The sequence below is a fragment of the Gordonia sp. C13 genome (assembly GCF_023218005.1).
GTDB classification, from domain to species: Bacteria; Actinomycetota; Actinomycetes; order Mycobacteriales; family Mycobacteriaceae; genus Gordonia; species Gordonia namibiensis.
Map to the genome: position 1 here is coordinate 29,725 of NZ_JALPSY010000013.1, position 23,112 is coordinate 52,836.

The 23,112-nt window shown below is 67.3% G+C and carries 19 protein-coding genes and 2 pseudogenes; 5 read left to right on the forward strand and 16 right to left on the reverse strand.

The annotated features are described in order from the left end of the window. Positions 1-8: 8 nt before the first annotated feature. From M1L58_RS12360 to M1L58_RS12370, 3 genes are all read right to left on the reverse strand, one after another. A complete protein-coding gene (locus M1L58_RS12360) occupies positions 9-470 on the reverse strand; it encodes a nuclear transport factor 2 family protein (RefSeq protein ID WP_006868858.1) in 462 nt (153 codons plus the stop codon). Further along, the gene (locus tag M1L58_RS12365) at positions 467-1,333 is read right to left on the reverse strand and encodes an SCO6745 family protein (protein WP_248659093.1); all 867 of its coding nucleotides are present in this window, start codon (positions 1,331-1,333) and stop codon (positions 467-469) included. Before M1L58_RS12365 ends, M1L58_RS12360 begins: the two co-directional genes overlap by 4 nt. Positions 1,334-1,395: 62 nt before the next feature. After that, complete coding sequence (locus M1L58_RS12370; RefSeq protein ID WP_248659094.1) at positions 1,396-2,571, reverse strand: EamA/RhaT family transporter; 1,176 nt, start codon at positions 2,569-2,571, stop codon at positions 1,396-1,398. Between the two features lie 231 nt (positions 2,572-2,802). Here M1L58_RS12370 and M1L58_RS12375 point away from each other — a divergent pair, with 231 nt between their 5' ends. From M1L58_RS12375 to M1L58_RS12390, 4 genes and pseudogenes are all read left to right on the forward strand, one after another. Beyond that, the gene (locus M1L58_RS12375) at positions 2,803-3,987 is read left to right on the forward strand and encodes an ATP-grasp domain-containing protein (RefSeq protein ID WP_248659095.1); all 1,185 of its coding nucleotides are present in this window, start codon (positions 2,803-2,805) and stop codon (positions 3,985-3,987) included. Positions 3,988-4,142: 155 nt separating this feature from the next. Further along, positions 4,143-4,331, forward strand: a complete 189-nt coding sequence (locus M1L58_RS12380) for a hypothetical protein (RefSeq protein ID WP_006868862.1) — start codon at positions 4,143-4,145, stop codon at positions 4,329-4,331. A 111-nt stretch (positions 4,332-4,442) separates the two neighbouring features. Continuing rightward, positions 4,443-6,023 carry an MFS transporter gene (locus tag M1L58_RS12385; RefSeq protein WP_248659096.1) on the forward strand — a complete coding sequence of 527 codons (1,581 nt, stop codon included), beginning with the start codon at positions 4,443-4,445 and terminating at the stop codon, positions 6,021-6,023. A gap of 63 nt (positions 6,024-6,086) precedes the next feature. Then, positions 6,087-7,349: pseudogene (locus M1L58_RS12390) on the forward strand (oxygenase MpaB family protein). Here the strand turns inward: M1L58_RS12390 and M1L58_RS12395 are convergent. The 10 genes and pseudogenes from M1L58_RS12395 to M1L58_RS12440 form a co-directional block, all read right to left on the reverse strand. After that, complete coding sequence (locus M1L58_RS12395) at positions 7,301-7,948, reverse strand: pyridine nucleotide-disulfide oxidoreductase (RefSeq protein ID WP_248659097.1); 648 nt, start codon at positions 7,946-7,948, stop codon at positions 7,301-7,303. The pseudogene M1L58_RS12390 and the gene M1L58_RS12395 sit on opposite strands and share 49 nt — an antisense overlap. Positions 7,949-8,142: 194 nt before the next feature. Beyond that, the gene (locus tag M1L58_RS12400) at positions 8,143-8,838 is read right to left on the reverse strand and encodes a TetR/AcrR family transcriptional regulator (RefSeq protein ID WP_248659098.1); all 696 of its coding nucleotides are present in this window, start codon (positions 8,836-8,838) and stop codon (positions 8,143-8,145) included. 44 nt (positions 8,839-8,882) lie between these two features. Beyond that, on the reverse strand, positions 8,883-9,629 hold the full coding sequence (locus M1L58_RS12405) for an ABC transporter ATP-binding protein (RefSeq protein WP_248659099.1): 747 nt from the start codon (positions 9,627-9,629) through the stop codon (positions 8,883-8,885). Continuing rightward, positions 9,626-9,973: pseudogene (locus tag M1L58_RS12410) on the reverse strand (ABC transporter ATP-binding protein); the annotation flags it as partial. The pseudogene M1L58_RS12410 and the gene M1L58_RS12405, both read right to left, overlap by 4 nt. 109 nt (positions 9,974-10,082) lie before the next feature. Beyond that, positions 10,083-11,264, reverse strand: coding sequence for a phosphatase PAP2 family protein (locus M1L58_RS12415; RefSeq protein WP_374112711.1), 1,182 nt, complete (start codon positions 11,262-11,264; stop codon positions 10,083-10,085). A 187-nt stretch (positions 11,265-11,451) separates the two neighbouring features. Next, entirely contained in the window at positions 11,452-13,434 is a 1,983-nt protein-coding gene (locus M1L58_RS12420; RefSeq protein WP_248659100.1) for an LLM class flavin-dependent oxidoreductase, read from the reverse strand. Beyond that, complete coding sequence (locus M1L58_RS12425) at positions 13,431-14,807, reverse strand: MFS transporter (protein WP_248659101.1); 1,377 nt, start codon at positions 14,805-14,807, stop codon at positions 13,431-13,433. The genes M1L58_RS12420 and M1L58_RS12425 overlap by 4 nt, the downstream gene beginning before the upstream one ends. After that, positions 14,804-15,751 carry a dihydrodipicolinate synthase family protein gene (locus M1L58_RS12430; protein ID WP_248659102.1) on the reverse strand — a complete coding sequence of 316 codons (948 nt, stop codon included), beginning with the start codon at positions 15,749-15,751 and terminating at the stop codon, positions 14,804-14,806. The genes M1L58_RS12425 and M1L58_RS12430 overlap by 4 nt, the downstream gene beginning before the upstream one ends. Further along, positions 15,751-16,206, reverse strand: a complete 456-nt coding sequence (locus M1L58_RS12435; protein ID WP_006868876.1) for a GlcG/HbpS family heme-binding protein — start codon at positions 16,204-16,206, stop codon at positions 15,751-15,753. The genes M1L58_RS12430 and M1L58_RS12435 overlap by 1 nt, the downstream gene beginning before the upstream one ends. 59 nt (positions 16,207-16,265) lie before the next feature. Beyond that, positions 16,266-17,606, reverse strand: coding sequence for an LLM class flavin-dependent oxidoreductase (locus M1L58_RS12440; protein ID WP_248659103.1), 1,341 nt, complete (start codon positions 17,604-17,606; stop codon positions 16,266-16,268). Between the two features lie 283 nt (positions 17,607-17,889). Between M1L58_RS12440 and M1L58_RS12445 the strand changes: the two genes are divergently transcribed. After that, positions 17,890-18,606 carry a GntR family transcriptional regulator gene (locus M1L58_RS12445; protein ID WP_248659104.1) on the forward strand — a complete coding sequence of 239 codons (717 nt, stop codon included), beginning with the start codon at positions 17,890-17,892 and terminating at the stop codon, positions 18,604-18,606. A gap of 24 nt (positions 18,607-18,630) precedes the next feature. Here M1L58_RS12445 and M1L58_RS12450 read toward each other — a convergent pair whose 3' ends face one another. The 3 genes from M1L58_RS12450 to M1L58_RS12460 form a co-directional block, all read right to left on the reverse strand. Then, complete coding sequence (locus M1L58_RS12450) at positions 18,631-19,914, reverse strand: hypothetical protein (protein WP_248659105.1); 1,284 nt, start codon at positions 19,912-19,914, stop codon at positions 18,631-18,633. A 235-nt stretch (positions 19,915-20,149) separates the two neighbouring features. After that, positions 20,150-20,785 (reverse strand): TetR family transcriptional regulator, encoded by a 636-nt coding sequence (locus tag M1L58_RS12455; protein WP_248659106.1) that lies wholly within the window; start codon positions 20,783-20,785, stop codon positions 20,150-20,152. A gap of 2 nt (positions 20,786-20,787) precedes the next feature. After that, positions 20,788-23,004 carry an MMPL family transporter gene (locus M1L58_RS12460; RefSeq protein WP_248659107.1) on the reverse strand — a complete coding sequence of 739 codons (2,217 nt, stop codon included), beginning with the start codon at positions 23,002-23,004 and terminating at the stop codon, positions 20,788-20,790. Positions 23,005-23,112: the final 108 nt, after the last annotated feature.

A 23,112-nucleotide genomic window follows, 5' to 3' on the forward strand; every position in this document is an offset into this window, starting at 1 on the left:
CGGTGTCCTCAGATGTGCACGGCGGGACCGACCTCGAGCTTGAAGCTCGGCAGATCGGCGAGTCCGACGGTGGCCTCGTAGGTGCGGTCGTAACCGGTGGAGCTGATGCGCCAACCGTTTTCGGTCCGCCGGTAGGTGTCCTCGTAGAAGGCCGCCCCGATCAGCATGAACGAGAATTCGGCGACGATCACGCGGTCCTGCAGATACCAACGGCCACGGGCGGTGTCGCCGGCGACCTCGATCTCGGGGTGGTTCACGCGATGCTCGGTGATGACCGCGGGGCCGACGTTGGCCTCCATGTATCCGACGAGCTCGTCGCGATTGTCGAAAGACAGGCTCGCACCGTAGTTACCGGTCACGTCCTCGGTCAGTGTCGACGCGAACGTCGTCCAGTCCTTGGTGTCGAGGGCCCGCAGGTACCGGTACTTGAGGTTCTCGATCTCGCGGAGGTCTTCGCTGTGGTTGTTCACTTGTTCCTCGTTCCGGGCAGGACGCCGGCATCGAGCACGGCTTTGACGATCGGGCGGGTTCGTTCGAGCAGCTCGGAGTTGCCTGCCCACAACGACTCTCCGGCGGCGTCGGTGGTCGCCTCGATGTCGTCGTAGACCGCGGCGCCCTGCGCCGTGAGTCGGTGGCCGTCGTCGGCTCGTTCGGCCAGGCCCGCCTCCGTCAGCCGGTCGATGCTGTCCTCCCAGTCTTGTTCGGCGTAACCGCGCGTGAGCAGCACGACGCGCTTGCCCATCACCCGGCGCTTCACCGAGGGATCGGGCAGCTGCGCCTCGTGGAAGACCGCGGCATCGAAACCGTTGAGTCCGTGGAGGACGAGGGCGGCGATGTGGTTGTCGCCCCGCCACTCCCGGAGTACGGCGATCGCCTGCCACAACCGCAGACGTGGTGTGTCCGGGGTGGGCGCCGAGGCCCACGCCGCAGCGAGGGGACGACCGCTGAGCGGTAGATCTGCGGCGAGACGGGTGTACTCGGAGGCGAGTTCGTCGAGGAGGGCGTCGTCGGCCGAGTCGCCGAGGATCTCTCGCAGCGAGTCGTCGAGCATCGCGTGGCGGCGTTCGTGGACGCGGTCGAGGCCGACTTCGACCGCGGCCCGCCACGACTTGGCGACCAGGTCGGGGTTGAAGTTGTAGAACGCGGCGGAGACGACCGGGGCGGCGCAGGGGCCGAGGGGAGCGCCACGTGCGCCGACGTAGAAGGCGTGGCCGTCGAGACCGGTGTCCTCTTGTGCGGAGCGGAGTCCCGGGTTGAAGTACGCGAGTATGTGGAAGGGCTCGAGGGTCTCGTAGGCGAGGCGGGAGAGCGACTCTGTCGCTGTGGTCGTCATCACCCCACCTTCTCCACCGGCGGAACGGGTGTCAACCACTTCGCGGCGATGGACGCCGGCGGTCAGTTGTGCCGCGAGTCCCGGCTGCCGACGGATCGATCGTCCGACTCGGGGGCGTCGGGACGCGGTCCGCGCTTGCCGGCGCGAGCGCCGGGATCGTCCGGGTCGCTGCGGAACTCCGCTTCGAAGGCCTCCGCTTCGAACGCATCCGGGTCGAACTCTTCGGGGTCGAATTGCTCGGCGTCGAGTTCCGCGGGGTCGAATTCCTCGGAACCCAGCTCTTCGGACTCGGAGTCCTCCGGTTCCTCGCGCCCGCGACGCCAGCCGCCCTTCATCGGCGGTGCTTCGCCGAGATGATCGGGGTCGACCGAGCCGTACCAGGCCACCAGCACGGCGCCGATGACGGCGCCGACGAAACCGAGGATGGCAAGCCAGCCGAGTCCCGGCTTGGCCGTGTCCTCGAGGAACACGACGCCGACCAGGCTCGGCCCGGCGGTCTCGCCGACCACCAACACGGCGGTCACGCCGTTGACGGCGCCGAGCTGTAGCGCGACGGTCTGGATGTAGAAGCCGACCGCGCCGGCCGCCGCGATGGTCCACGCCGCCGGGTCGGTCAGCAGGGCGACCGGATCGAACGGGTCGACGCCGTCGAGGATCCGGACCGCGATGGCGATGATGCCGAACAGCAGGCCTGCGGCAGCACCGCCGACGAGGGCGCCTGCGGTCGAGCCGAGGTTGTAGACGGCCACGAGCGCGAAAGCGCACAGCGCGACGGTGGCCAGGAACAGACCCCAGTGGAAACCGACCTCTTCACCACCGCCGGTGTGATGCGACGACGAGACACCGAGCAGACACAGCGACATCACGACGAGCCAGATCGCGACCCATTCGCGGGTGTGCAGGGCGATGTTGAGGATGATCGTGCCGAGGAGCGCGGTGACGACGAGGTTCGCGGACACGATCGTCTGCGACAGGAAGAGGGGGAGGAAACGCGCGGCGAGTGCGCCGCCCGCGAAACCGAAGACGACCATCGTGGTGCCGAGGATGAAGGCGGGATCGACGAAGGTCGACATCGTCGAGGAGATGGTGGGTGCCCCGGTCTCGGTGGTGATGCCCTTGCCCTGTTCGGCGGCGGTCGCGGCGACACGACGCGCGCCGAGCGCACGGAGTACCGTCGACATCCCGTAGGCGACTGCGGCAAGGCATGCCGCGATGACGCCGACCACGAACAGTTGCATGCCTCCTCCAACTCGGTCCGTCGACCCCGGTTCTCGAGGTCATCCGGGCCGTCGCCCGATCCGACTGCCTGCCACCACAGGCTCGACCGGCACCGAGTGCGGTCGTGCGGAAACTAACAGGACGAACCGACAGGCCGGTACCGAATATTCCCGCAGTGTCCGATTCCATTCAACAGGCGTAGGAGCCGACGCGGCGCGGCAGGGTCCGGGGTACCCCCTAGACTCTGACGGGTGGACAGCGCCGGACGAGCTCATGTACTGATCACCTTCGGTCGGTCGTTCCTCTCACTGGAACTCGCACGACTCATGGCCGCGGGTGGTCATCGTGTGACGACCGTCGACTCGATACCCGTCGCCATCAGCAGATTCTCCAACTCGGTGGGCGAATTCCATCGTGTTCCGCCGCCGAAGTTCGAGCCGCTCGAATACTGCCGAGCCCTCGCGCGGATCGTCGAGGAGAACGACGTCGACATGGTGATCCCGGTGCACGAGGAAACCGACATCATCGCGATGCTGGCCGAATTGTTCCCGCCGAAGTGTCGGCTCTTCCTCTCCGATTTCGACATCGAGAACCGGCTGCACCACAAGTACGAATTCCAGGAACTGCTCGTCGAACTCGGAATCCCCACCCGCAAGTTCGCGCGGGTCGCCGGACCCGAAGACGCGGGTTCGCTCGACTTCGACAAGCCCTTCGCGCTCAAGCGGTGTTACTCGCGCGGTTCGCAGAAGGTGCACAAGGTGCAGCCGGGGGATCCGCTCACCTGGTTGGAGCACGACGAGCAGAACCCGTGGGTCGCGCAGGAGTGGGTCTCGGGCGACAAGTACTGCACCTACTCGGTGTGCCACGAGGGCCGGATCTACGCGCACGCCACCTATCCGGTCGACTACGCGATCGACGGCAGCTCATGCCTGAACTTCCGGTCCGTCGACCATCCTCGTATCCGGGCGTGGGTCGCCGATATCGTCAAGCGCGTCAACTTCACCGGGCAGATCGGCTTCGATTTCATCGAGGACGGACCGGACAAGGATCTGTTCTGCATCGAGTGCAATCCACGTGCGACGAGCGGCATCATGATGTTCTCCCCGGAGGACGGCGTGGATCGAGCCTTCCTCGGTACCTCGGACCCCGATGCCGAGATCATCACTCCCGCACCCGGTGTCGACAAGATGATCGGGCTCGGCATGATGCTCTACGGGTGGCGCGCGCCCTCCCGCAACGGCCGGTCGTTCCGCCAGTTCGCGCGTGACTTCCGCGGCGCGTCGGACGTGATCACCCGGTCCGGCGACCAGAAACCGGCGGTCCTGCTCCCGCTCGCCTACGCGGGAATCCTCCGCAGCTGTGTGAAGTACCGGGTCGGGCTCGCCGAGGGCTTCATGCACGACCACGAATGGGACGGCCTGCGGATCAGCCTCTGAGCCCGGTCATCGACGGCGGTTCCGCTCGATGTCCTCCAGATGTGCGACACGATCTCTTGACCTGGCGGCGTAGACTCGAAACCTAGCACCACCTGCGGCGATGGGTCACGTGAGCGGGGTTCGGTGTGGGGGAAACGTGCTCGAGGGGGCTCGCTATGTACACATCCAAGATCACTCGTCGTCTGACCGTCGGGATCACCACTGTCGCCGCGGCAGGCGCACTCGCATTCGCCGGTGCGCCCATGGCCGCAGCGGCGCCGGTGGAGGCGCAACCCGTCATGGGTTCCGTGGCGCTCTGCTTCGGTGTCCCGTTGGGTTCACTGTCCTTCAACATCTGCATCTGACGGCACGACGATCGCGTCCCGGGGGTCGAGGCTCCCCGGGGCGTGGCAATTCCGTGCCGCTGACGTGCGGAAGTCCTGCTCTGGCAGTGATTCCGCACGTACGATTCACCGATGACGTCGACGACGCCCGAGGTTGACACCGGTACGGCACCGGCACGCGCGCGTGCCATCCTCGTCGCCCTGATCCTCGTTGCGGGCGTGGCCAACATCAATCTCGCGGTGGCCAACGTCGCGCTGCCGGACATCGGCAAGGATCTCGACGCCAGTTCGACGCAACTCAACCTCATCGCGGTCGGGTACTCGCTGGGTCTCGCCGCGTCGGTGCTGTACTTCGGTGCGCTCGGAGATCGCCACGGCCGCAAGCGAATGCTCGTGTTCGGCATGGCGCTGTCGATTCCGGCGTCGCTGGTGGCCGGCTTCGCGCCGAACGTCGAGGTGCTGTTCGGTGCCCGACTGCTCGGGGGAATCGCGGCCGGTCTGGCCTTCCCGACGACCCTCGCGGTGATCACCGCGCTGTGGTCGGGGCCGAAGCGCACCCGGGCGATCGCCGCCTGGTCGGCGTTCGGCGGCGCGATCTCCGCGCTCGGCCCGGTGATGTCGGGTGGTCTGCTCGAGGTGTTCGACTGGCATTCGGTGTTCCTGGTGACCCTGCCGTTGGCGGTGCTCGCGCTGGCGGCGGCCTGGTGGCTGGTGCCCGACGACACCGGTGACGAGGCGGCGGTCGTCGACAACCTCGGCGGCATCGTCTCGATCGTGATGGTCGGGGCGCTGGTCCTCGCGATCAACTTCGCGCCCAACAGCGATCAGCGACTGCAGGTCTACATCCTCGCCGCGATCGCGGTCGTCGCCGGCGCCGGATTCGTGTGGCGCCAACTCCGCGTGCGTGTTCCGCTCTTCGATCTCCGCATCGCGTCCCGTCGAACCTTCTGGGTCGCGGCGCTCGGCGGACTCATCGTCTTCGGCACGCTCATGGGTGCGATGTTCATCGGCCAGCAGTACATGCAGAACGTGCTCGGTTACTCGACCCTCGCCGCGGGTGCGACGATCCTGCCCGCCGCCGGAGCGATGGTCATCGTCGCGCCGCGGTCGGCCACATTGGTGCACAGCATGGGATCTCGGTTCACCCTGCTGTCCGGGTACGCCTTCATCGTGCTCGGGCTGGTGTTCGCGATGCTCACCTGGGACGAGCACGCGCACTTCTGGCACGTCGGGCTCGTGTACGTCCTCGTCGGCATCGGCGTGGGCCTGGCCGGCACCCCGGCGTCGCAGTCGCTCACCGGGTCGGTGCCCGTCCAGCGCGCGGGCATGGCGTCGAGCATGTCGGACCTGCAACGAGACCTCGGCGGAGCCATCCTGCAGTCGACGCTCGGCGCGATCCTGACGGCCGGTTACGCCCACCAGTTGCGGGAGACGATCGCGAACTCCCCGCAGGCGAATCAGGTCACCGAACAGACCGAGGCAGCGCTGACCAAGTCCTTCTCCAGCGCAGAGATACTCGCCGAGCGTTATCCCCAGTACGCCGATCAGATCATCGGAGCCGCCCGGGACGCCTTCGTGCACGGGGACAACCGCGCCTACGGCGCCGCCGCGGCGATCGTGCTGGTGGGCGCCGCCATCGTCTTCTTCTTCTACCCGGATCACGACGGTGAGCGCGCGGCGATGGCGGAGTACGCGAAACAGCGCAGTCTCTGAGGCGCTCCCGGCGGGAGCGGGAAACGGTAGGGAAAGTGAGCACGCCCGTGTTCTCATTGAGTCATGGAGCGGATACCGACTGATCTGGTGAATCCCGATCTGGCCGTGCAGCGATACGGGAAGGCCGGACGGGTCTGGCTCGACCAGATGTGGCTCGCCGATCCGCTCGCCGACGCGGTGGCGGCCGACTCACATCCGGGCGGCTCGACGACCTCCGTGCTCCGGCAGGCGCTCGCCGCCGGGATCTCCTCGCTCGACGAGTCCACCGAGTCGATGCGGGCCCTGTTCGCCTTTCTCGACGACGAACCGGACTAGGTCGACCACGATCGGATGGCCCGGGCCGCGGATGCGCTCATCGTGAACACCGCACCGCTCGGCATCGTACTGGGCGCGGCCTCACTGGTGCGCGGTGCGGGAAACACGATCGCCGCCAAACGCCTTGCGATCACCGGACGCTATGTGTCGCAGCCGGCGATGCGGTCGGTGGAGGTCGGGGAGTGGCTGAGTCAGGTGATCACCCCGGGCGGGATGCGGCGCGACGGAGACGGTTTCGCTTACACCGTGCCGGTCCGCATGATCCATGCGCACGTACGGCGCATGCTGTGGGAGCGCGGAGATTGGGACGAAAATGCTTGGGGTGTGCCGATTCCGCAGCCGTACATGGCCTTCACGGTCGCCGAGTTCGGACACATCGCGATCGACGCGATGCACACCCTCGGAGTCCGGTTCACCGACCGCGAACTCGACGACATCTACCACCTCTGGCGTTACGTCGGCCATGTCGTGGGCATGAGTCCCGAACTCAATCCGCGGTGCGAGGCCGACCACGTCCGTATCGAGGAGCTGTACCGCCTGACGTCACCGGGGCCGGGGCACGATGATCACGACTTCGTGGTCGCGCTCACCGAGGACTACCTCGCCCCCGAGCTCGCCAACGTACTGCCCGGTCCGCGTATCCTGCGAGATCGATTGGCCACCAACCTCATGTACGGATTGCAGCGGGTGTTCGTCGGCGACCATGACGCCGACGCCCTGGGCATCCCGGACGGGAGGGTCAAACACGTCCTCGGCCGGATCGGCCCGGTTCTCGCGCTCGCCGGAGCGGCGCAGCGTGTCGGCGGCGCACGGCGCGCTCGTCGTCGGGTCGAGATGGCCTACCGCGTGCGCGATGCCGAGATGGCCCGGATGCGCGACGACTACCGGGTCACCCACGGATTGGTCGACGCGGCCGCCGCCTCCGCATCGTCGGGCCGGCCCCCGGTCGACGGGCCGCCCGCTCAACCGCCGAATGCGCCTGCAGCGGTGACGTCCTCGGTCAGGCAGTAACCGATCGAGACGGGCTGCGCGAAGGTCCACTTCGTCTGATCATCCGGGCAGCTGATCGACCCGTCACCGCGGCTGACCGTCTTGGCGATGACCGTGTTCTCGACCGGGGAGGCGCCACATTCGACCTCGCGGTAGTCCGCGAGCTTCCCGCCGTTGATCGGGATCTGATAGCAGGTGTCGGTCGCGAAATTCGGTGTCATGCAGAGCTTCTGGTCGCCGTCGGCGAAGGTGAGGGTCGAGGTGTAGTCGGCGGTGCATTCCGAGTCGGACGCCACCTTGTCGGCGGCGAAGAAGGTGAGGCCCTCGGTGCCCTCGCAGTCCTCCTTGGTGGCCTTCACCTTGCCCTCGCCGGCCTCCTCGCCGATCTGCAGGCACTCGCCGACGTCGATGTCGGAGGCTTCCTCGACGGTCTGAGAGCCGATGCTGAAGCTGCAGGCCGCGAGGGCGCTGAAGCCCAGACAGGCGACGATGACGGTGGCACGTCGGCCGATCTGCCACAGCGGCCGGCGGGGGCCGGGAACGGGACCGATCTGCGCGTGGTGCATCTGCGCGATCTCGAGGCGATCGGTGTCGGGCTGGGTGTTCTGCTGGCGGGACATGCGGTTTCCTCTCCTGGGCGGTCGTCGTCCGGGGGTGCCGGGGCGGTCGACCGTGGGGGTTCGTGTGACAGGAGAAAGAATCGCCCGGTCCGCTTGTGGGGAACTTGGGGTCGACTTGTCCGGGTCTTGGACCGTCTTGGATCGTCTTGGACCATCTCGGACGGAGCCTCTGGGCAGAGGTCCTGGTCAGGGTGTCAGCGCTGTCCGAGCGACGCGTCGAGTGCCTGGAGCTGTTCCGGCCGGACGTCGCGGAGCACGGCCATGGTGGCGGTGATGGCGAGGTCGCAGGCTGCGTCGATGCCGGCGCCGTCGGCGATGAGGGCACGATGCGCGACGTCGAGGCTCATGCCGAGCAGCAACGATGCGAGGGCGTCCGCGCCGGCGGCGATCCGGGTGCCGCGCTCGGCGTAGTTCTTCCGCAGCCGTGCGGAGATCCTCGGCTCGAGAGCGGCGTACAGGCGCCGGTTGCCGTGGCCCTCACGGTGTCCCATGAGGACCCGCAGACCCGCGGGATGATTTCGGGCGTAGTCGAACAGGCATCGCACCGAGTAGCGCGCTCGCGCCCCGTACGGCATCTCCTCGCTCTCGTCGTAGACGCGGAACATGAACGAGGTGAAGGTGTCGAGCTCGCGGCTGATCACGCGGGCGACGAGATCATCGCGGGACCCGAAGTGTGCGTAGAGCGTCACCCGGGTGGTGGCACCGCGCTCGGCGATCGCGGTCATCGTCGCGCGGTCGGCGCCCACCTCGGCGATCACCTCGCAGGCCGCATCGAGAAGTTGCTCGTCGGTCGGGCGATTCCGGGTGCTGCGCGCCGGGCGTTCGTGCTCGGCGCGTCCCCCGGAGGACCGTTCGGTCCCCTCTGCAGATCGATCGTCGGCGGTGACCACGGCGTCCCCGGATTCGTCGGTGGTGGCGTTCGTCGTGTCCGGCCTCAGGAGGCCTGTTCCTCTATGGTCCGACCGAAGTAAGCGGCCTCCACTTTGTCCCGTCGGCTGCGAAGTTCGGCGGCACTCGCCGACAGGGCCACCCGGCCGTGATGGAGGACGATCGCCGAGTCCGCGATCCCGAGGGCGAGGTCGATGTGCTGTTCGACGAGGACCACCGCCATCTGGTGTTCGTCCGCGAACGAGCGTAGCCGCGGTAGCAGATCCTGCACGGCGACCGGAGACAGACCGAGACTCATCTCGTCGATGAGCAGAACCCGCGGACGCGCGAGCAGCGCCTTGGCCAGGGCGAGCATCTGCTGCTCACCGCCGGAGAGATTGCCGCAATGACGAGAGCGCATGGTCTTGAGCTTCGGGAAGTACCCGACGACCGTGTCGAGGTCGGTTCCGTTCTTGCGCTTGGCCAGTCGCAGGTTGTCCGAGACCGACAGCTTGTGGAAGAGGCCGCGGGTGTCGGGGACCAGGGTCACGCCGCGGCGGGCGTTGCGTTCGATGTGATGGTCGATCGGCTCCCCGAGCGCGGTCACGGAGCCCGACATCAGCGGAAGGGCGCCGACGGTGGCGAGCAGGGTGGTCGTCTTGCCTGCGCCGTTCGGTCCGAGCAGGGCCAGGATCTCCCCGGCGCGGACCGAGGCACTCAGGCCGCGCACGGCCGGCACCCCGCCGTAACCGACGGTGATGTCGTCGAGTTCGAGGACGGGGGTGGCCGAGGAGGCGTCGGACGGCGTGCTCATCGGTTCTCCTCGGACGAGGTCGGTTCGGTTTCGGTTGCCAGATCTGTTGATTCGATGAATGTCCCGGACGCGTCGAGTTCGGCGACCGCATCCGGGTCCACCTCCGGGCTGCCCAGGTACGCGGAGATCACCGCCGGATCGTCCTGGATGGCCGCGGGTGTGCCACTGGCGATGACCTTCCCGAAGTCGAGCACATAGAGGCGGTCGCAGACGTCGAGGACCAGCGACATGTCATGGTCGATGAGGAGGATGCCGATGCCGGTGGCAGCGATGCGACGCAGTTCGGCACCGAAGTCGCGGCTCTCGTGGGTGTCGAGGCCGGCCGCGGGCTCGTCGAGGAGGACGAAAAACTGGACACACTCTGATCCAGATCGGTACGACGAGGTGTACGCGAGGTGAGTTCGCAACGCGCAGTGGGACAAACGATTCACTGAAGGAAAGAGGGAAGCGTCGTCAGTCAACGGTGAGGTGGCCGTCGGCGTCGACGGCCACCCGGGCTGTGTAAGCCCGGACGAGGTCGAGTCGCTGCCAGGAGGCGCGGCCCGGGCGCTGATCGTCGAGCGGGTAGCCGGCGGGATGCGCTGTCGCGACGAGGATCTGGCGCCGCTGCGCGTCGGACAGCGACGGGAAGGCGGGGGCGATCATGTCGACGGCCTGCTGCGGGACCACCATTCGATGCGTCGGTGAGGAGACCCGGTCGAAGCCGTAGGTGAGGCGCTCGGTGTAGATGCGCTTCGCCTCGTCGTCGGTGAGATACGGGGTGTCCTGGTCGATGCAGGCGGACAACGGGGCGCCGCAACGCCATTCGAGCTCACGACGGATCTCGGCGGCGGAAGCGCGGAGCAACCGGTTGAACTCCGGGTCGTTCCACCGGTCGGCGGCCGCCGCCTGACCGACCATCGCTCCGCCGATCACGTCGAGCGGGTAGTGCACGCCGAGCACCACGCGGTGATAACCGCCTTCGGAAGCGCGCGTGAGGAACTGCGGGGCGAACTCGGGGAGCATCAGGGCGAGAAGGGTTCCGCGCCAGAAGAACATGCCCGCGTGCCCGGACGGGAACGACGGGTTCATTCCGAGTGCGTCGTACTCGTTCGCGCCGGCGCGGGTGTACTTCCGGATTCGCTTGGGGGCGACGACGAATGGGCGGTCGTTATCGAAGACGTACTTTTCGACCAGCGTCGTGTTGGCGATCCCACCACCGCGGGCCAGGTAGTCGCTGAAGATCGACGTCGTCTTGGGCAGTCGGCCGGCGGCCAGAGCGTCGCGGAAGTGGCGGCCGAGTTTCTGTCCGAACGCGTCGGACATCGTCACGAGCGGATCGTCGTGGGCGTCGGTGAGTGCGCGTCGCTGCAGGGCGGGGTCATCGTCCGCGGCCTGGTTGATGGCCACGACCTTGTCGAGGTTCTGCGCCATGATCTCGGGGTGGTCCCGGCGTAGTGCACTGAACGTCTCGATGGGCTGCAGGTAGATGCCGCCGGGGAACGAGGAGATGTCCGACGGGTAGAGCCGCGCGAGGTCGCCGATCGGGAACGGCGCCGGAGCGGGCTTCGCGGGGGCGGCCTGCGTCGGGGCCACCAGTGCGGCGGTTGCTGCGACGGCGGCAGCGGTCGCGATGACGGGCGCGAACAGCCGCACGAGGGTCCGCCGGCGCGGGCGGGGTGCGGAGGTCGTGCGGGGTCTGGCGACGCTGTCCGAGGTCACCTCACGATCGTAGATGTTGTTTCGCCGGACGAACGGCCGGGACGCGGCGGCGCCCCTCCCCGACTCTGATGAGCGGCGAGGGGCGCCCGGTCCGACTATCGGGCTCGACTATCGGGTTCCACTATCGGGCGGCGGGATTCTCCGGGACGTCCGGGAACGCGGGGCGCCCGGCCGACAGCCAGGTGTCGAGCTCAGCGACGGCCGCGGCCTGCGGATCGGCGATGCCCCCGGCCCGCAGGCGGGCTGAGTAACTCTTCATCAGCCGGAGCGCGCCGGGTTCACCGGCCACCAGGGAGTCACAGAGACCACGGGCCTCGGCCTCCAGGTCGGCCTCGGGCACGACGCGGCTGACGAGACCGATTGCGAGTGCCTCCGAGGCCGAGACGTCCCGCCCCGTGTAGATGAGGTCCGCGGTGGCGCGAGGTCCGATGAGCGGCGGCAGGTATTCGGCGACGACCAAGGGGGCGAGGCCGTGGCGCACCTCGTCGAACCCGAGGGTGGCCGTGTCGGCGGCGATGGACAGATCGGACTGCACCGAGATCCCGCTGCCGAACCCGAGGGCGCGGCCACGGATCACGGAGACGCTGATGCCGGGGAACCCGCGCAACAACGCGTTGGCCTCGAGGATCAGTCCCAGCGACTGCGCTTTGGTGACACCGGGGACCTTCTCCTTCTGATCGCGTCCGACGGTGAAGTCGTCACCCTCGGCCCGGATGATCAGCAGCAGCGACCGATTGCTGTGAGCGGCCCGCAACCCTTCGATGAACTGCTGCATCGCACCATAGGTGAGAGCGTTGGCACGTTCCGGGTTGGAGAGTGTGACTGTCGTGATCGGGCCATCGTGTTCGGCCCGGACCAGCACCGGTTCGGTGGACGAGACGGCGGTCATCGCGGCCACCGCCTCTCGGGGGTTGCTGACGATCGGGTCGGGGATACGCAGGCCGCGGGCCTCGAGGATCGGGAGCACGGCTTCGGCGAAGAAGTCGAGTTCCGGACCGTAGTCGTAGAAGCCCAGCTGCGCACCGTCGATGCCGGCTTCGTGCAACCCCTCGAGCTGGTCCGCCACATCGGTGGGACTGCCGATGATCTGGACGTGTCCGCCCAGAACACGGTCGGACGGCACGTGTTCGGGCCATCCCTGTGCGTCGCCCGCGCGGTGCCGCGCGTCGTAGTTGACGATCGACGCGGTGTCGGCGCGGGCCGTGATCGCATCGCGGTAGGCGTAGGCCTCTTCGCGGGTCTCCTTGCAGATGACCATCGGGAAGATGATCGTCTTGTGCTGCCTACCGGTCCGGTCGTAGGCCTCGTCGATCTCCTTGGTGATCGTCGGGATCGACCGCATCGCATCGGCATACGGCGCCCCCGACCGGCTCGAGGTGAAGACGATGTCGGAATGGTCGGCGGCGTAGGCGAAACCTGCCGCCGATGCGCTGGCCGACACCATGATCGGGCGCCCGTGGACCGGACGCGGCGACACGTAGGCGCTCTCGAGGTCGTACCACCGGCCGTGGAAGGTCAGGTCCTCTTCACCGGCCCACAGGTCTTCCATGATCGAGGCGAATTCGTCCGCGCGGGCGTATCGTTCGTCGTGCTCGATGCGCTGCATGCCGAACATGAGCGGTTCGCGGGCGTCGTAACCGGTCACGATGTTGAGGCCGAACCGTCCCTGTGCGATGTGATCGGCGGTGGCGGCGAAACGGGCCAGGTACAGCGGATGCAGGGACCCGTACAGCACGTGGACCGTCGAGATCGTGACCAGCCGCGTCGTCAGCGGTGCGAGTGCGATGGTCGAGATGAACGGGTCCAGGAAGTTCTCCCGATAGTTCGTCTCACCGCCGAATCCGCCCTTCTTCACCCACTGTTGAAGGCCGAAGGCGAAGTCGAGGCCGTGCGCTTCCGCTTTCAGCGTGAGTTCGCGGTTGTACTCGAAATCCCAGCGGGTGTCGCGTGGGTAGGTCGACTGGGAGAAGGCCCCGGTCTGCGTGGGGAGAAACAACCCCAGCATCATCGGCTGCCGAGCGATCCGCGACAGCGGACTCGACGGGTCCTCCAGTGGTGAAGGCGGCTGATGCAGCGCCGCAGTGGTGTCCGATGAGTCCGTCATCGCTGGGCTCCTTCCTCGGTGCTGGTGATCTCGGCGATGTCCACTGGTGCCGGCAGGTTGGTTCCGCGGGTCTCCGGCCCGAGGAACAGGGCGACGATCACGCCGAGACCGTAACCTGCGCAACCGATCACGATGGCAGCATCGGAGATCGAACCGAACGTGGTGATCAGCGAGGCGCTGATGAGCGCGCCGATGGCGGCCGGGAAGCGCGCCAGGTTGAACACCAGGGTCATACCCGTGGCGCGCACGTTGGTGGGGAACAGTTCACTCGGGTACAGCGCCAGCCAGGTCATCTGGCCGAGGGTGAAGAAGCCGTTCACCGCCGCCCAGAAGATCAGCGAGCCCTTGCTGTCGGGGATCAGGAACATGCAGGGGGTCAACGCGACTGATGCGACGAAGAAGGTGAAGATCACCGGCTTGCGACCGACCAGGTCGGCCAGCCATCCGTTGACCAGGTAACCGACGATGCCGGCCGCGTTGTAGGCGAGCACGACCAGGGTGACCGCACTGGGGACGTCGTCGGTGGTACCGACGAGGATGCTGCGGGCGTAGGCGGGGATCCACGTGGAGACGGCCCACCAGCCGATCATCGAGGCAAGCGCGCCGAGGGTGAGCATCAGGACCCGACGGCGGTAGACGGGGTGGGAGAACACCTGGCTGATGGACGGCTTGAGGAACTCAGCGGCCTTCGCGCTGCTGACGCTGCCAGAAGACACGGCCTCGGTCAGCGCCCGACGCTGCTGGTCGACCTTGACCCACAGCGGGGAGTCGGAGGCGAGCCGGCGGATGTACAGGACCAGGAGCGCGGGTACGACGCCGAGCGCGTACATCCAGCGCCAGTCACCCGGGTTGCCCTGGTTCACTAACTGCCAGACACCGGTCGCGATGAGGAAGCCGATGCCGAAGCCGCTCTGCAGGAACGCGAGTCGAAGGCCGCGGCGACGGGGAGGTGCGGTCTCGGCGACCAGTGAGCTGCCGCCGCCCCACTCGGCGCCCATGCCGAGGCCGGTGAGGAAGCGGAGCACCAGGAGGACGCCGTAGCTGGGTGCCAGTGCGGTTAGTCCCGCGCAGATCGCGTACCAGAGATTCGAGACGATCATGACCTTCCGCCGACCGAAACGGTCGGCGAGCACGCCGGATGCGAGACCGCCGATCGCCCACGACAGCAGGGTGATCGCGAGGATGGCACCGACGTAGTACGGCGAGGCATCCTTGCCCACGAGGTCGTTGACGACGAACGACGCCACGAGCACGGTCGCGAATGTCTCGTAGCCGTCGAACATCCAGCCGAGGTACGCACCGGCGAAAGCGTGCCGCCCGCCGTTGCGCTGCTCTGGGGTTTCGGTGTTCGGGGGTGTGAGCGTATGAGTCACGAGGACAGGCCCTTCGCGAGGGCGCCGTCGGTCGCCGGCGCCACAAGTGGGGATGGGAGGTCGAACGAATCGAGTTGTCGTGCGAGGAGTTCGATGTCCGCTTCGGGCATCGGGCCGAAAGGTGCTGCGGGACCGCCCAGGTCGTGACCGAGGGCGCCCATCGCGGCTTTCATGGTGGTGGTCAGTCCGTACTTGGCCCACCGGCTGGGGAACAGTCGGAAGTGGCGCTGCCATTGAGCAGCCCGCTCGTGATCGCCGTCGCGGAGCGCACCGACGACCTGTGCGCCGATCAGGGTGCCGGGCGGCGGCATCATCGCGCCTGAACCGCCCAGCAGCAGAGTCGTGAGCAGCGGCTGCATCGTGGTGAAGTAGCGGGCGTGGCCGGCCGAGTCGATCTCGGCGCACAGCCGCCCGATCTTGGTCAGGTCGCGCGAGCTCTCCTTGAACCCGACCACGCCGTCGATCAGCGAGAGTTCGACCATGGTCGCGGCATCGGTGTCGGTCCCCTGAGATGGATTGTGGTAGGCCACGATCGGAAGCGGCGACGACGCCGCGATCCGTTCGAAGAACGCGACCAGATCGCCCACCCGCGCCGGGTTGCCACCCGGGTGCCGGGGCATGAGGACCTGGATGAAGTCGGCGCCGGCGTCCGCCGCGGACTCGGCGAGCCGAAGGACCTCGGCGACATCGGGTGAGGAGGCGCCGGCCAGAACCGGAACACGTCCGTCGACGGTGTCGATGGCGGCCCGAAGTGTCGCGACCCGGTCGGCCTCGCCGAGGATCTGGTACTCGGAGACCTCGGCACCCAGGAGCGACACCGCGTCACAGTGGTCGACCATGAAGTCCAGCAACGGATCGAGGCGCGCACGATCGACGCGGTTGTCTTCGGTGAAAGGGGTCAGCGCGGCGCCGATGATGCCGGCCGGAAGAGACTTCGACGCCATCAGTGTGCCCCGGCCGACACCGGTAGCTCGACCGGCTCGCCGACGCCGGCGCGGTTCACCGCATGAGCCGCGACGTCGTCGTCCTGGGCGGAGTTGCCGCCACTGATCCCGATACCGCCGATCACATTGCCGTCCACGATGATCGGAATTCCGCCGGCGATGACGTTGAAGTGGCCGTCGTTGGTCTGGTTGATGCCCCACGCCGGTCCGTCCGGCTGGGACACCTTGCCGTAGAACGACGTGTGGTTGCGGGCGCCGGCCGCGGTGAAGGCCTTGTCGATCGCGATGGAGACGCTGGTGATCTTCGCGGTGTCCATGCGGTCGAACGCGACGAGGTATCCGCTTTCGTCGACGACCGCGATGCACATCGGCACGCCGATCTCTTGCGAGCGTTCGGTGGCCGCGGCGATGAGCGACCTCGCCTCGGCGAGATCGATACGGGAAATCTGCAGCATGAGTTCTCCTTCGGGGGTCGGGGGTCGGGGGTGGGGTGTTCGGGATGAGGGGCGCCGTGTCAGGACACGGTCTGGAGGGCCGAGGAGAGTCCGAGGTCGTCGCGGAACGTGGTGCCCTGGTACGAGGTTCGGAAGACACCGCGATCCTGGAGGCGGGGGACCACGAGATCGACGAAGTCGTCGAGGCCGTCGGGCAGGACGTCGATCATGAGGTTGAAACCGTCGACGGCCCCGTTGCGGTACCAGTCGATGATCAGGTCGGCGACGTCGTCAGGTGTCCCGACGACCTGAGCGTGCCCACCACCGTTGCGGTACAGCACCTCTCGGACGGTGAGGTTCTCCTCGACGGCCAGCCGGACGACGGCGTCGCGGAATCCGTGCGAGGCGTTGAACGAGGGGTTCGCGCGGATGAGGTCAACCGGGAGTGGTTTGTCGAGGTCCAGTGCGTCGACGGGCACTCCGATCCGGAGAGCGAGCTTGCGGAGCTCGGCGTCGGCGCTCAACTCGTCGAGGGCGAGTTTGCGGGCGCGCGCCTCCTCCCGGGTTCGTCCGATGACGGGAACGAGACCCGGCAGCACCTTCACCGAATCCGGATGGCGGCCGAAACCCTCGGCTCGACGACGGATGTCGGCGCGGAACTCCGATGCCGCCGATCGGGTGTTCTGGACGGTGAACACGGCGTCGGCGGTGCGAGCGGCCAGTTGCCGTCCGGTTTCGGACGCCCCGGCCTGGAACACCACCGGCCAGCCTTGACGGGTCCGGGGGAGGGTGAGCGGTCCGCGGACCGAGAAGTGCTGTCCGGCATGGTTGATGGGCCGAACCTGCTCGCGATCGGCGAACACCCCGGAGGTCTTGTCGCCGATCAGTGCATCCTGACCCCAGCTGTGCCAGAGGGCGGTGATGACGTCCATAGCCTCCTCGGCCCGGGCGTACCTGTTGTCGTGCTGGGGCAGGTCGCTCGCGCCGAAGTTCGCGGCGACGTCGGGCACGAAGGTCGTGACGACGTTGAAACCGGCCCGGCCACCGCTGAGGTGGTCGAGCGCGGAGAACCTGCGGGCAAGATTGAACGGCTCGTTGAACGTCGTCGACGACGTCGCCACCAGTCCGAGGCGGTCGGTGACCGATGCCAGTGCGGCGAGGACCACGATGGGGTCGAGGGCGCCGAGGTTGGGCCGTTCGAGATTCTCCTCCGACAACGCGAGCGTGTCGGCGAGGAACAGTCCGTGCAGGACGCCGCGCTCCGCCGATCGGGCGACGTGTTTGTAGAACTCGAGGTCGAGATAGTCCGAGGCCTCGCCCGTCCGGTACCGCCAGGCACCGAGGTGCATCCCGACGCCCATCGCGGTGGTGATGAGAATCAGGGAGTTCTCGGGTGTGCGATGCTCACGCGGCGTGTTCACGTGGCTGTCTCCTCTGACCTTGGGCGGTTCGGCGCGGGCGGGCGTGGGAAATGGCTGGTAAGCGCCCGTCAACATATGTCTACGGATGTCGACAGACGTACTCATACGGCGTTACCATCGCCTGCGACAAGACTTCCGCGCAGCGTGAGCTTTTGTCGGCCGGGAACTTCGTGAAGCCGAGGTGCATCCGGTAGAAGCAGTGAACGACGAGGTCGACAGACCGCCCCGACGGTGAGATGTCGCAGATGACACCATTGCCACGACCATCGCCATAGGAGGGCATGTGCCACGAGAAGTTCTCGAGCCGGCGCCGGGTTCGGCCGCCGGCGAATCGAACGCCGATGCGACGGGTGGGCGTGGTGCTCTGTATCAGGTGATCCGGCAGGAGATCCTCGCCGGCAACCCGCCCCCGGGTGGCGCACTGCAAGAAGTCGCGCTCAGCAACCGGCACGGTGTTTCCCGCGCGCCGGTGCGTGACGCCCTGTTGCGGCTCGAGGCGGAAGGTCTCGTCGAACGCGGCCCGCGCGGCGCGGTGGTCAGGGTTCGTACGCCCGAGGAGATCTACGACATCTACCAGGTGCGTATCGCCCTCGAGGCCGAGGCCGTGGAATCGGCGATCCGGCACGCGACCGAGCTCGACTTCGCGAGGCTGACGCTCGTTCACGAGAATGCCGTCGCCGAAGCCGACCACGACCGTGCACGGCAGCTGCACCGGCGTTGGCATCGCGTCCTCGCCGCCGCCTCACGCAATGACACCATCTGTGAGGTGTTGGAGCGCTTGACCTCTCAGCTCGCAACCTACGAGACCCAGTCACTGGCCGAGACCGGAAACCTGTCCCACAGCCACGACGAGCATCTCCAGATCATCGACGCGATGCGGGCACGCGATGTCGCCGCGGCGCGCGACCTGATCACACGTCACCTGCAGCGGACGCGAGATGTTCGCGTCAAGGCCTTGCTGCACGTCGAGGACGAGTCCGAGGCCGCTTCGGCTGACTAGTGCGACTCGCCGGGGCCGCCGGGATCAGCAGGACGGGCTACCCGGGAACGCCGGCACGCCGAGACCGCAACCGACCGCGGTCACCGCGCGGATCCGGGCCTCGGGATTGCGCCGCTCGAGCGCGGGAACCAGGCCGTTGGTGACCACCGTGGTCTTCGCTGCCGGGCTCGTGGCTGCCGGGTCCAGCACCCCGCGCTCACGGGCGAAGTTCACCAGCTCGTCGTAGACCATCGAGAGGGCTGCCTCGGTGGTGCGGTCCTCCGCAGCGAGATCGTGGAAGTCCACGCCGGTCTCGTATTCGTGGCGCACCGCGTGCGGTCCCTGATTGCAGGCGCGATCGACCAGGTCGATGTCGAAGGCGCGGTGTCGCGGCGTCGGTGGGGTCATCGAGGCCCGGTCGGTGCACGTATGGTGCGAGATCCGGTCGCCGAGTGCGTGGATGTAGATGCCGATACGCGCGTTGGCCGACTGCTCACCGACGTAGGAGTCGAATCGCTCCGAGGTCACCCCGTCGGTGATGACCTGGCGGCCGGTCACGTTCTGGAAGGGGAGGGTGACCGGATAGGCGACGCTGTACTGGCCGGTGATCTGGGCCGGGTTCCGACCGCCGTAACACGTTGTTCCGGTGGAAAAGTCGCCGCGTGCGGTCCGGTCGGTGAAACCGCCGGTGCACAGGGGTGCGTCGCTGCCGGGGCCTTCCATGGCCCAGCGCCGGATGTGGGTGAGCATCACTTCGTGCCGCGGATCGTTCACGTTGGGTCGCAACCCGTTCGGTACCGGCGATCGAGGATCACGCATCGTCGGCAGCACGTGAAAGAGGAACCCGCCGGTGTTGAAGTGAGTGCGCACGAGGCCGCTGATGTCCCTGGTGGTCAACGCGGCTGCGTGCGGGACCTTGTTGCTGCGCATGTCACGGGGCGCGAAGGTGCCGAGGTCGGTGGCCTCGCTGTAGGCGGCGATCCAATAGGCGTCCTGCAGCGAGAAGCCCACCTTGCGCGCCATGATGTACGTCGAATCCGTGTGCACAAGACTGCGTCCGCCGAGCGGTTGCTGCAGCGTGTAGCCGTAACGGATGGCGCCGCGGATACCGCACAACGGATCGTCGCCGTTGTTCGGCGGGCAGGCGAACGGCAACGGTGCGCAGTTGTGGGGTGGTGCCCCTGGCGTGTAACAGATGTCCTCGGCGAAACCCCGGGCCGTCGGCGGCGAGGCCGCGATCAACGACGTCGCGACAAGGACGAACGTCAGCGCGGAGACCGCGAGAGCGCGTGGCCAGAGCCGGATCTGGAGGTGTCGGGTGAGGCGCATGCTGATCCCTCCTGCACGGATCAGCTCATCGTAGGTTGGGTTATGCCCGTGCACTGCAGCTTTCGGAAACTGGATCGAAAGGCGTCACGAAAATGCGCCCCTCGGAACCGCCCCCGAAATACGCCCTCCATGGCCAGACCGACAACACTATGTCGCCCGCGCCGCTCTGGAGGGTGCTTACCGGGGGCGCATTTCAGGGGCGCATTCCGGGGCGCATTCCGGTTGCAGCCGGGGGTCAGTCGAGCGGAAGACCCTGCTCGAGAAGGTCGATCGCACGCAGGGTTGTCTCGATCTGCAGGTCCACTGGGTTGTCGTCGCCTTCGGTCGCGAGCCGATAGGTCACCCCGGCCACCGCGTCGAGGAACACGCCGAGGGCGAAGTCGTCGGCGTCGCGGCCGAGGTAGTCGGCTATGAGTTGCCGCATCCCGGTCATCATCCGCTCGGACTCGGCCTGAAAGGTCTTCTGCAGCAGGGGTTCCGACCGGATCAGTTGCATCCGAAGCGGATTGCCGACCCACGGGTCGTCGACGGTGAGGCGGTGGAGTTCGGTGAACAGCCGCCGGATGAGGTCGAAGTGCCCGAGGCCGGGTGGCATCGATTCGACGATGGCGCGCGCCTCGGACTCGAAATGTTCTCCGCCGACCACCACCTGTTCCTTGGTGGGGAAGTAGCGGAAGAAGGTCGTGTGGGAGACGCCGGCGGTCTCGGCGATCTGCTCGACGGTCGTCTTCGCGTAACCCTGTTCGGCGATGAGATGCAGGGCTGCCTCGCGGATGGCGTTGCGGGTGCGCATCTTCTGTTGCTCGCGCAACCCGGGCCGACGCCCCGGGCGGTTGCCCGGGGCGTCGGTGGTGGGTGGTGCGGTGGACACGGTCAGCTCGCCGGTACCGGCGTCTTCTTGTCGTCCGGGTCCGGGAGTCCGCGGTGGCGGACTGCTTCGCCCTCGATGTCGAAGTTGATGACGAGCTTGTCGAGCCAGCGCGGCAGGGTCCAGGCGCGGTCGCCGAGAAGGGCGATGACGGCCGGGACGACCAGCATGCGGATCACGAAGGCATCGAACAGGACTGCCGAGGCGAGGGCGAAGCCCATCATCTTGGCCGTCGTCTCCGGCGACAGCATGAACGCGGCGAAGACGCTGATCATGATGATCGCCGCGGAGGTCACCACGCGGGCGCCGTGCCGGTAACCCGCGACGATGGCCTCCTTGGCGGTCATGCCGTGGATGTACTCCTCGCGCATTCGGGTCACCAGGAACACCTGGTAGTCCATTGCGAGGCCGAAGACCACGCCGATCAGGAAGATCGGCAGGAACGAGATGATCGGCTGGGTGTTCGTGATGATCCCGAGCCAGCCCTCCTGGAAGATCGCGACGGTGATGCCGAAGGTCGCGAGCACCGAGAAGATGAAGCCGACCGTGCCGACCAGCGGCACCCAGAGCGAGCGGAAGACGCCGATCATGATCAGGAACGCGAGGCCGACGACCACGATCAGGTAGGGGATCAGCGCGTCGTCGAGCTTCTGCGAGAGGTCCGACATGATCGCGGTCTGTCCGCCGACGTGCAGCTCGGCGCCTTCCTTGTCGACGGTCGGCGAGTACGCGCGGATGTTGTCCATCAGCGTGTGCGTCGCCGCGGACGAAGGTGCGCTCTTCGGTGTCACGGTGATGAGCGCGGTGCTGCCGTTCTGTCCGCCCTCGTTGCCGATCCAGGTGAGGGATTCGGGGTTGACGACGTCCTTCAGGCCGGCGATGTGCTTGACGGCCTCGTTGGCGACGGGTGCGATCGGGGCGTCGTCGTCGTGCAGGACGACGAGCAGCGGGCCGTTGATGCCCTCACCGAATCCCTTGCTCAGCAACGCCTGTGCCGGTGCCTCGTCCTCGGTCGACAGCGACAGACCCAGCTCCATCTTGGTGGCCGGGATGGCCGCCGCGGCGAGAGCGAGCAGGCCGATGACGATGAACGGGATCGGGGCCTTGACCACGGTGCGGCCCAGGCGGACTCCCAGGGTGTCGCCGGACTCGGCCTGCTCGGCGTGCTTGATCCACGGGATCTTCGGGCGGAAGGCGAAACGACCGAACGCGCCGAGGAGGGCAGGGATGAGCGTGAGTGCGGCGGAGACGGCGATGAAGATCGCGACGGCGGCGCCGGCACCCATCTGGGTGATGATCGGGATGCCGATGACAACGAGGGCGACGACCGCGATGATGACCGTGAGACCGGCGAACACGACCGCGGATCCCGCCGTGCCGACCGCGCGGCCGGCGGCATCGGCCGCATCACCACCTCGGTTCAGTTCGGCTCGGTACCGGGACACGATGAAGAGCGCGTAGTCGATGGACACCGCGATGCCGAGCATCGTGACGATGGCGGTGGCGGACTGGTTGATCGAGAGCAGCTCTGCCGAGAGCGTGAGCAGCATGATGGTGATCGCGACGCCGACGATGGCGGTGACCAGCGGGATGAACGCGGCGATCAGAGCGCCGAAGGCGACGATCATGACCACGAAGGCGATGGCGAAGCCGATCAGCTCGGCGGCGCCGCCCTGATCCATGACCTGCATCAGCGCGCCGGTGGCCTCGACCTGTAGGCCGTTGCCGCGATTCTCGTCGAGGATCTTGACGAGCTCTTCTTTGTTCTCGGCCGTCAGGTCCATGACCGTGATGTTCTGACGGACCTGGATGAGACCGACGCGACCGTTGTCACCGAGGACCGACGGGGCGATCGCCGGGTCGACGGCGGCGGCCACGACCGGGTTCACCACGGCCTCCGGCGCGATGACATCGGGCAGTGTGCGCAGATCCTCGGCCAGCTTGTTGATCTGGTCGGTGTGGTTCTGCAGGCCGTCGTCCGCGGCGACGAGGATACTCGTGGAGGCGCGCTCCTGCTCCTTCATGACCTGCGGGAAGTACTCCTGCACCTGCTCGGTGGCTGTGCCGGAGTCGGTTCCGGGAAGGCTGAAGTCCTGGGCGAACTTCGGCTGGAGAACGCCGACGAGTGAGACGACCGCGATCATCGCGGCCAGCCAGGCCGCGATGACGGCCCATTTGTGCCGGAAGGAGAAACTCCCCAGCCTGAACAGAAGCGACGCCATGGCGTGTGAACCCTTTCGGTTTTCGAGCGCAGGGCCGGCGCCGGCGCCGACCGTTGATGCGACATGCGACGGTCGCGCCACATGTGTTAGTGACTAACACTAGTTACT